Source organism: Oleiphilus sp. HI0128 (assembly GCF_001635365.1).
Genome location: NZ_LWGG01000822.1, coordinates 1 through 8,639, shown reverse-complemented (window position 1 = coordinate 8,639; position 8,639 = coordinate 1). Strand labels below are relative to the sequence as shown.

At 45.1% G+C, this 8,639-nt stretch carries 8 protein-coding genes and 1 tRNA gene; 1 reads left to right on the top strand and 8 read right to left on the bottom strand.

Annotation, left to right across the window (positions count from 1 at the left end; translation table 11 throughout):
• The 8 genes from ychF to A3763_RS12400 form a co-directional block, all read right to left on the bottom strand.
• Window positions 1-922, bottom strand: a 922-nt coding sequence (gene ychF, locus A3763_RS12435) for a redox-regulated ATPase YchF (protein WP_068760083.1), incomplete at its 3' end; no start/stop codon positions are given.
• 138 nt (window positions 923-1,060) lie between these two features.
• Window positions 1,061-1,648, bottom strand: coding sequence for an aminoacyl-tRNA hydrolase (pth, locus tag A3763_RS12430; RefSeq protein WP_068515841.1), 588 nt, complete (start codon window positions 1,646-1,648; stop codon window positions 1,061-1,063).
• Between the two features lie 43 nt (window positions 1,649-1,691).
• On the bottom strand, window positions 1,692-2,330 hold the full coding sequence (locus A3763_RS12425; RefSeq protein ID WP_068515838.1) for a 50S ribosomal protein L25/general stress protein Ctc: 639 nt from the start codon (window positions 2,328-2,330) through the stop codon (window positions 1,692-1,694).
• A 145-nt stretch (window positions 2,331-2,475) separates the two neighbouring features.
• Window positions 2,476-3,420, bottom strand: coding sequence for a ribose-phosphate pyrophosphokinase (locus tag A3763_RS12420; protein ID WP_068515835.1), 945 nt, complete (start codon window positions 3,418-3,420; stop codon window positions 2,476-2,478).
• Window positions 3,421-3,568: 148 nt separating this feature from the next.
• Window positions 3,569-3,643: transfer RNA gene (locus A3763_RS12415), tRNA-Gln, on the bottom strand.
• Window positions 3,644-3,674: 31 nt separating this feature from the next.
• Window positions 3,675-4,568 carry a 4-(cytidine 5'-diphospho)-2-C-methyl-D-erythritol kinase gene (gene ispE, locus A3763_RS12410; protein WP_231872187.1) on the bottom strand — a complete coding sequence of 298 codons (894 nt, stop codon included), beginning with the start codon at window positions 4,566-4,568 and terminating at the stop codon, window positions 3,675-3,677.
• A gap of 32 nt (window positions 4,569-4,600) precedes the next feature.
• Window positions 4,601-5,185, bottom strand: a complete 585-nt coding sequence (gene lolB, locus A3763_RS12405) for a lipoprotein insertase outer membrane protein LolB (RefSeq protein ID WP_197470009.1) — start codon at window positions 5,183-5,185, stop codon at window positions 4,601-4,603.
• 69 nt (window positions 5,186-5,254) lie between these two features.
• A complete protein-coding gene (locus A3763_RS12400; RefSeq protein ID WP_068554904.1) occupies window positions 5,255-7,102 on the bottom strand; it encodes a tetratricopeptide repeat protein in 1,848 nt (615 codons plus the stop codon).
• Window positions 7,103-7,352: 250 nt separating this feature from the next.
• On the opposite strand from A3763_RS12400, the gene hemA reads away from it, so the two are divergent.
• A complete protein-coding gene (gene hemA / locus A3763_RS12395) occupies window positions 7,353-8,618 on the top strand; it encodes a glutamyl-tRNA reductase (protein ID WP_068634462.1) in 1,266 nt (421 codons plus the stop codon).
• The last annotated feature ends 21 nt before the right edge of the window (window positions 8,619-8,639 follow it).

Sequence of the window (8,639 nt, the reverse complement as noted above, 5' to 3'; positions counted from 1 at the left end):
CTGCAGCGGCTTTAGGGGCAGGGTCGCCTTGCTTCATTGTCCAGGCGCGAACTTCTTTTACACCTGCAGTGAAGTAGGTTTGTAGACCAAGTAGCTCGTAGCCAGCTCTAATGACACGATCAAGGCCTGGCTCTTCCATGCCAAGGTCTGCTAAAAATTCATCGCGTTCTTCGTCATCCAGCTCAGCAATTTCTGCTTCTAGCTTATTACAGATCACGACGACTACAGCGTTTTCTTCTGCTGCGATTTCACGAACTTTATCTAGGTGAGGGTTGTCTTCAAAACCGTCTTCATCAACGTTGGCAATATACATTGTAGGCTTGATTGTAAGCAGGCAAAGCTCTTTGATAATTGCTAGTTCATCATCATTCAAACCAAGGCCGCGAACCGCTTTTGCTTCGTTCAAGTGAGGGAGTAGTTTATCCTCAAGTAGGCTCAGAGCATTCTTCGCATCTTTATCACCGCTCTTGGCTGTTCTGGTGAAACGCTTGATAGCCTTTTCTACGGTATCAAGGTCAGATAAAGCAAGCTCGGTATTAATTACATCAACGTCGGCTTGAGGGTTCACCTTGGCAGAAACGTGAACAACGTTTTCATCTTCGAAGCAGCGTACAACGTGAGCGATAGCGTCTGTTTCTCTAATATTAGCCAGGAACTGGTTACCGAGGCCTTCGCCTTTAGATGCGCCTTCTACTAGACCGGCAATATCAACAAACTCCATTGTAGTTTGGATAACCTTCGCTGGGCTGACAATGGCTGCAAGCTTGTCTAGGCGAGGGTCTGGCATGCCAACAACACCAGCGTTAGGTTCGATAGTACAGAAAGGAAAGTTTTCTGCGCCGATACCTGCTTTGGTAAGTGCGTTGAATAAGGTTGATTTGCCGACGTTAGGAAGGCCGACGATGCCGCAGTTAAAACCCATAATCTGAATCCCAGGCTGTAAAGTATAATTAGAAAAATTGGGCGCAAGTATACAGTAGGGTAGCGGGACAGTTAAGTATAAAAGATGAGCGCTTAGTGCTATTTTTTGTAATGCTGCTAAGGAATGCGAGTAATGGGCTTATTCTGCTTTAAAGCTATGGAGTTTTTGCATGGCCTTTTGCCAATCGCCACCAATGACTTCTTTCAGGTGCCTATCTGCTTCGTCGATACACGCAGAGAGTTGCTCGGCTTCTTTGGCTGTTGGTTTGCCAAGAACATGTCCGGTTACTTTGCTTGCATGGCCGGGGTGACCAATACCTAGACGCAAGCGCTTAAAGTTTTTGTTGCCGCCAAACTTCTCGATAATGTCTCGTAGGCCGTTGTTGCCTCCATGACCGCCGCCTTGTTTTAGCTTCATGGTGCCGCACGGGATATCGAGTTCGTCATGGGCGACGAGTACTTCTTCAGGGGAAATCTTAAAAAACTGGCAGATTGCCTGGACAGATTGTCCACTACGATTCATGAAGGTCGTCGGGAACAAGAGGTGTAGATCCTGGCCTTGAATATTAACTTTGGCATGAAGTCCGTGGAACTTCTTTTCTGGCTTAAGGTTTTGCTGATGTGCTTCAGCGATCTGGGCCAGAAAGATGGCGCCAGCATTATGGCGGGTGTTTTCGTATTCGGGGCCGGGATTACCCAGCCCCACAATCAGCTTGATTTGACTCATCGGAGCTTCTCTGACGCTATCAATTCATGCCGGATACAGAGAATTACTCTGCATCACCTTCTGCAGCTGCTTCACCAGCTTCGTCTTCAGCTTTACCCTTTGGAGTATGTACTGAACAAATTGGAAGATCGTGGTCAGCACCTTGCTGTAGTGCAGCAAGTGTAACGCCTTCAGGAAGTTTAAGGTCTGAAAGGTGAAGGATAGTTTCTGCTTCAACTTCAGTCATATCAACTTCGATGAACTCAGGCAAGTTACCAGGTAGGCAAATTACTTCAGCTTCAACCTGCTGGTGAGAGATCTTACCACCGCCCAACTTAACACCAACACAAGCGTCTTCGTTTGTGAAGTGAAGTGGAACGTGCACATGGATAGCTTTGTCCATATCAACACGCAGGAAGTCAGCGTGCATAACATCACCACGTGATGGGTGACGCTGAAGATCTTTCAGGATTGCTGGCTCTTCGTTGCCGTCTACACTGATTGTTAGAACGTGAGAGTAGAACGCTTCGTTTTCAAGCGATTTCTTGATCTCGTTTTCTTTCAGGCTAAGTGCGATAGGGTCTTTACCAGCGCCGTAAAGGATAGCTGGTACTAGGTTCTCAAGACGACGCAGGCGGCGGCTCGCACCTTTCCCCTGATCTGCTCGAGCTGTTGCGTTTACTACGAATGATGCTTCACTCATTTTTCTTTCCTCAAAGTTCACTAATATTCGCCCGCGACCAGACTAAATACCGTGAAGGTTAAAATAGAAAAAGCACCGAGGTGCTTTTTCCTGTACATCTATACCTGATTGAATCAGGTCTTAAGCGATTGTTTTAATTAATGTCTTAATCAAACAAGGCACTGATAGATTCTTCATTACTAATACGACGAATTGACTCTGCCAATAGGTCTGAAATTGTAAGCTGGCGGATTCTATCACAATTCATGGCTTTGTCACTAAGAGGAATTGTATCTGTGACGATCAACTCATCTAGTGATGACTTAGCAATGTTCTCGATAGCTGGGCCAGATAGCACGGGATGCGTAATGTAAGCGTAAACTTTCTTGGCGCCGTGTTCCTTTAGGGCGTCAGCAGCTTTACATAGGGTGCCAGCGGTATCGACCATGTCATCGATCAGTAGACAGGTTTTGTCTTCAACGTCACCGATAATGTGCATTACTTGAGAAACGTTAGCTTGAGGGCGTCGTTTGTCGATAATTGCCAGGTCAACATCACCAAGACGTTTTGCCATCGCGCGTGCACGAACAACACCGCCAACGTCTGGGCTAACAACCATAAAGTCGTCTTGAATGCGGCGTTGAATGTCATCAACAAGAACGGGGGTGCCGTAAATGTTATCTACCGGAATATCAAAGAAGCCCTGAATCTGGTCTGCGTGCAAGTCAACCGTTAATACTCGGTCAACGCCAGCGCCTGTGATCATGTCTGCTACCACTTTTGCGGTAATCGCAACACGTGTTGAGCGAACGCGTCGATCTTGGCGAGCGTAACCAAAATAAGGAACAACTGCAGTAATACGTGAGGCAGAAGCTCTACGTAGTGCATCAGTCATTACGATAAGCTCCATTAGGTTATCGTTGGTTGGTGCGCAGGTAGGCTGAATGATGAATACATCTTTACCACGTACATTTTCGTTGATTTCAACCGTGACTTCGCCGTCGCTAAATTTACCGACCTTAGCATTGCCCAGTGGTAGACGTAGTGCATCGACAACTTGTTGAGCCAGTTCGCGGTTGGCATTACCGGTAAATACCATCATTCTTGGCATGCGAGTTCAAGACCTCTTGAGTGTTTCGGCTTTCAGCTCTTTCAAGCAGTTTCCCGGGCTGAATAGTAAAAATACTAATACAGTAGTTTAGACCTCATCCGGAAGGTTTCTAGCTGTTTGCTTGATTGTTTTCTGAGCTGGGAAAATATGGCTGGGGTAGCAGGATTCGAACCTGCGCATGACGGGATCAAAACCCGTTGCCTTACCGCTTGGCGATACCCCAATAATCGTGTTGCTATTAACGAAGCGCTATCTTACGAATGGTCCCTTGCGAACCTTTTAGCTTCATCTAGCCTTTGAATTGCAGGAGAGAGATTGACTCCCTTGGCTATAAAGCCTTTGAATTTAGACTTAGCTTCATTCAAAACCTGTTTTGCTGTTGCCTCGTCTTTGACGATGCAGAAACAGCACGCTCCCGTTCCTGTAAGTCTAGCAATACCAAACTGGCTTAGCCACTGTATTGCCTCCTTGATTTGTGGGTATAGTTCTGAGATCAGTGCTTCGAAATCGTTGCGATACTCATCGCTAAGAAATTTCTCTGAACTGGTATCTAAACCATGTCCCTCAAGAGCGGGCGCTATTCTCTTCTTTGGCGTGTCTCTTGTCAACCTTTCATGCGAAAAAATTTTAGCCGTGTTGACGTGGCAATCGGGGGTCAATACAACGAACCATTCTTCGCTCATTGGAATTGGGCAGAGTTCATCTCCTATTCCTTCAGCCCAGGCGCTGCGGCCTTCAACAAAAACGGGCACATCGGCACCTATCTTTGCCGCTATTTTGGCTAATTGACATTCTTCGAGTTCAAGTCCCCATAGATGATTGAGCGCGATAAGTGTTGTTGCCGCGTTGGAACTTCCACCACCGAGCCCGCCGCCCATTGGTAGACTTTTTTCTAGATGAATCTTGGCGCCTAATAAGTGGCTACCTTTATCGAGTAGAATGCCTGCTTCTTTGAGTCTTTGTGCGGCGATAAAAATCAGGTTTTCTTCAGGAGGAATGTCGGCAATTTCCGGGGTGATTTCTATTTTTCCACTTTGATTGGCAGAAAAATGAAGCATGTCACCGCGGTCTAATAACTGAAAAACAGTTTGTAGCTCATGATAGCCTGGGTGCGATTGCTCAGGCCCTCGTCTGCCATTGATGTGCAAGAACAGGTTTAGCTTGGCTGGAGATGTCAGGCTTAAAGTCGGGTCCATTGTTTAATCGCTAGAATAATTCGCACCTTATCTCGTTCGAGCTTAATCTTTCCGGGCAGTGGAAGGCCGTCGATGAGGGTGTGTTTGCTGAAAGTTAAGTGCCAACCATTTTGTATTAGGCTGGCAGGGTAGCCCTGAGCGTCAAATTCTAACTCGTGTTGGCTGTCGGCAACAGGAATTCCTTTAACCCACCAGGGCAGTAATGAAATCGGAAGAGGAAACCCTAAAGCCTGATAGATCAAGAGATCTGGTTCATACGAGCTGACAGGCTGCTCACCGGCTTCGATAATCGTTAATAAATGAGGGTTTCCCTGTAGCTTGGATGCGCCAAGGCCGAAAAAGGTTGAGGAAAGGTCGATCACAAAGCTTGATTCAGCTTGGTGCCATTGATTGATTGCTACAGTAAGGGATTCTTCAGGTGTTCTTATGCCAATCTTGCCAATGAGTTTCCAGTTTCGGATGTTATCAATCTTTTGGGCGGTAAGAGGCCATTCAATTGGAGTTTCTCTTGATGTTTTGTGAGGTACGGTTTGTTGAAGGCTGGTGCATGCAGATAAAACGAGCGTCATTAGTATGAACAGCGCCCGGGTGAGGTGAGTGCTCGTTTTACTTGAAATGCCTAGAGCTATCATTACAAACTATTCTTTGGGCGCTTCGGGTGTTACTTGCTCGGTTTCGGGAGTTGAAGCTGAGCTGGTTTCTTTGTTAGTAGCTTGTTCATCTTCCGTGGGCGGATTCTCAATTATAATTAGTAATTCAGGGTCGAGTCTGTTGATGGTCTCAAGAAGTACTTCGTGTTCAGGATACTTCCGAAGAACATTGCTCCAAACATCTCGAGCCTCTGTTGTTTGATTTAGAGACCAAAGAACTTCACCCAAGTGTGCTGCGACTTCTCCATCCTGGAATTGTTGAAAGGCCTTGAACAAGAATACCAATGCTTCTTTATTTTGCTTAAGTCGATATAGTACCCAGCCCATGCTATCTAAAATGGCGGGGTTATTCGGCTTGAGCGCTAAAGCTTTTTGAATTAGTTCAAATGCTTCTTGAGTACGATCGGTTCGGTCGGCCAAGGTGTAGCCAAGTGCATTGATAGCAATCGCATTGTTCGGGTTCAGTTCTATTAGCTTTCTTAGATCTTGCTCCATTCCTGCCAAATCATCGTCTGCTTCTCGATTCATTGCTCGAGCGTAGAGTAGCTGGTCATCTTCGGGGAATGCTTGAATGGCGGCGTTGAGTGAGGCATTCATGCGGTCTGTTTCACCTGCACTAGATAGTAATTTAACTTCCAGTAGCCATAACTTAAGAGGGCTTGCTCCAGGTTTCTTTCTCAATTCAGCGAGTCTGTTTAGCATCTCGTCTTGCTGTTCGTTGTGAACCATTAGGAAACTTGAGCGCTCAAGAGATACTTCATAATGAACGCCAGCGCTTACTTTCTGGTAGAGATCGATAGCGTCATTGAAATTACCTTGGCTGTCAGCAATACGGGCTAAATAATAGTAGGCTTCATTAGCGTGTTGATTGGAGTCGATTAGCTGCTCGAAAGCTGCAGAAGCCTCTTCAACTTTTTTATTCTCTAGCATGACAATAGCGTGCGATAGTTTTAACCGCGATGCTTGGGGGTATTTAGTCAGTAGTGAATAGAATACCTCCTCGGCGTCATCGAGTTGTTTGTTTTCTATTAGCATTGTTGCATATAGACGACCAAGATTATGATTTGAGGGGAAATCGTCAAACTTGTCACCTGCATATTCAATAGCCTCTTCCAGTTGACCTTTATCATAGAGAACGTTGGCCTTGAGGACTGAGGCTGCTTCGAATTCTGGTGCGGCGTTTAGTATAGGCTCGATGATTTCAAGTGCCGCGTCGTATTCTTTCAAATTGCGTTGAGTGAGTGCGTAGCTATATCCAATCTCATGATTGTTAGGGTATTTTGCATATAAAGATTGATAAAGTAGGAGGATGGCTTCTTTATCTTCAAGAGGGAGGGCGCTTGAGCTGACTGCAAGGCCGTCTACTCGGGCATCACCGCCAAGCTCGATAATCTTTTCGATATGTTGCATGGCCTGTTCGTATTCGCGAGAAAGGGAATACTGATAGGTCAGAAGTTGATGTGCCGGAATGCTGTCTGGCTTTATATCAACCCAAAGGATTGCCATTTCCTTTATGGCCTCCATGTCTTTCATGTATTGAGCTGCATTTACAGCACGCTTAACAACACCTAAATCTCTTGTCATGCGCGCTTGTTGGATATAGTTAAGCAAGGTGATATTGAATTCTTGACGCTGGACAGCAACCTCTGCAACAAGCAGGTCGTAGAGCGTGTCTTTATTTAGGTCGAAATCTTGATACTCTGGAGATGTCTCAGATGAAAGCTTTTCACTACTTGCGGTGGTATCTGTCTCAGATTGCTTTGCTTTCATTAGGCTAGAGCAGGCGCTGAGTGAGAAAAGTGATGAAATTAATATAAGTTTGAGTAGTGCTTTCAATCTGAATCTCTTTTAAATAATTGAGGCTTGACGAGTTTTATGATGACAGATGGGTTTAAGGTGTCAACTTACCGTTCGTATAGTTTGGCCATGTGCTAGGGTTCATTTGTTTGAACTACTTTTTGTCGTGCTGTCGAGGCTTTAATCATAAAATAAGTGGCTTCTAGCTCTAAGAACTTGCTCTGTGTCATTGGCTTTCTATGTATTCTATTTGTAGAATAGCCGCTTTAAATCAAATTGCTTGGTATACATGTCGTTTTTGGCGTTTGGAATTAATCATAAGACTGCAACTGTCGACGTTCGAGAGAAAGTTGCGTTTGATTTACAACGTCTCGATATCGCGTTGGAGTCAATCAAAAAACTGCCGAATGTTAATGAAGCGGTTATTTTATCGACATGTAACCGAACAGAAATATACTGTGCTGGCAATCATGCAATTGATGTTTCGATGTTGCAGACTTGGTTGGCTGACTATCATTGTGTTAATTCAGAAGACCTCGAAAACTGTAGCTTTGTCTATGATGGTAAAGATGCGATTGTTCATTTAATGCGTGTTGCTGCTGGCTTGGACTCTCTTGTTCTGGGAGAGCCACAGATTTTAGGGCAGCTGAAATCAGCCTATGCTTCAGCACAAGAATATCAGGCTGTTCAAGGGAAACTAGGTCGGCTCTTTGAACATTGTTTCTCTGTCGCCAAGAAAGTACGCACTGATACGGCGATTGGTGAAAACCCAGTGTCGGTCGCCGCTGCTGCCGTCAATATGGCTCGCCAGCTCTTCTCAGATTTTTCAGACAATACTGCTTTACTTATCGGGGCGGGTAAAACCACTGAGTTAGTGGCTAGGCACCTGAAACAAAGTGGTATTAAAAAGATCATAATTGCAAATCGAACGCTGGCTCGTGCCCAGGATCTGTCGAGTCTGGTTGAAGGTGAGGCAGCTTTATTAGGTGATATTCCAGATTTATTAATCGATGCCGATATTGTGATTGCGTCGACGGCTAGCTCCTTGCCTATATTAGGCAAGGGGGCTGTAGAGAGAGCTTTAAAGCATCGTAAGCACCGACCTTTCTTTATGGTGGATATAGCGGTACCAAGAGATATTGAACCTCAGGTAGGAGAGTTATCTGATGTTTACCTTTATACCGTTGATGACTTAAAAGATGTTATTGATGAGAATGTAAAAAACCGAGAAGGCGCTGCTCAAGAAGCTGAGCGGATGATTCTTGAGGGAAGTGAATATTTTCTTAATCGTCAGCGTGTTTCTTCAGTTGGTGATAGTTTGAAACGCTTTAGATCACATGCAGAGACGCTTCAGCAGAAGGAATTAGAGCGCGCTCTAAATGCCTTGCGTGGAGGTGCGGACGCCGAACAGGTAATTACTCAATTATCTAGGGGCTTAACGAATAAACTAATTCACCATCCTACGATTAGTGTTAGACGAGCAGCTGAAGATGGCAAGAATGAAAAAGCAGATTGGTTGTTAGATTTGTTTGGTATCGAGTCATTAAGTGATTAGTTTCTGCATTATTATGTGTTG

Excerpts from the sequence above, each read along its gene's own strand:
- A3763_RS12420 (WP_068515835.1), bottom strand. The coding sequence starts at position 3,420 with ATGCCAAGAATGATGGTATTTACCGGTAATGCCAACCGCGAACTGGCT.
- hemA (WP_068634462.1), top strand. The coding sequence starts at position 7,353 with ATGTCGTTTTTGGCGTTTGGAATTAATCATAAGACTGCAACTGTCGAC.
- pth (WP_068515841.1), bottom strand. The coding sequence starts at position 1,648 with ATGAGTCAAATCAAGCTGATTGTGGGGCTGGGTAATCCCGGCCCCGAA.
- A3763_RS12425 (WP_068515838.1), bottom strand. The coding sequence starts at position 2,330 with ATGAGTGAAGCATCATTCGTAGTAAACGCAACAGCTCGAGCAGATCAG.
- lolB (WP_197470009.1), bottom strand. The coding sequence starts at position 5,185 with ATGACGCTCGTTTTATCTGCATGCACCAGCCTTCAACAAACCGTACCT.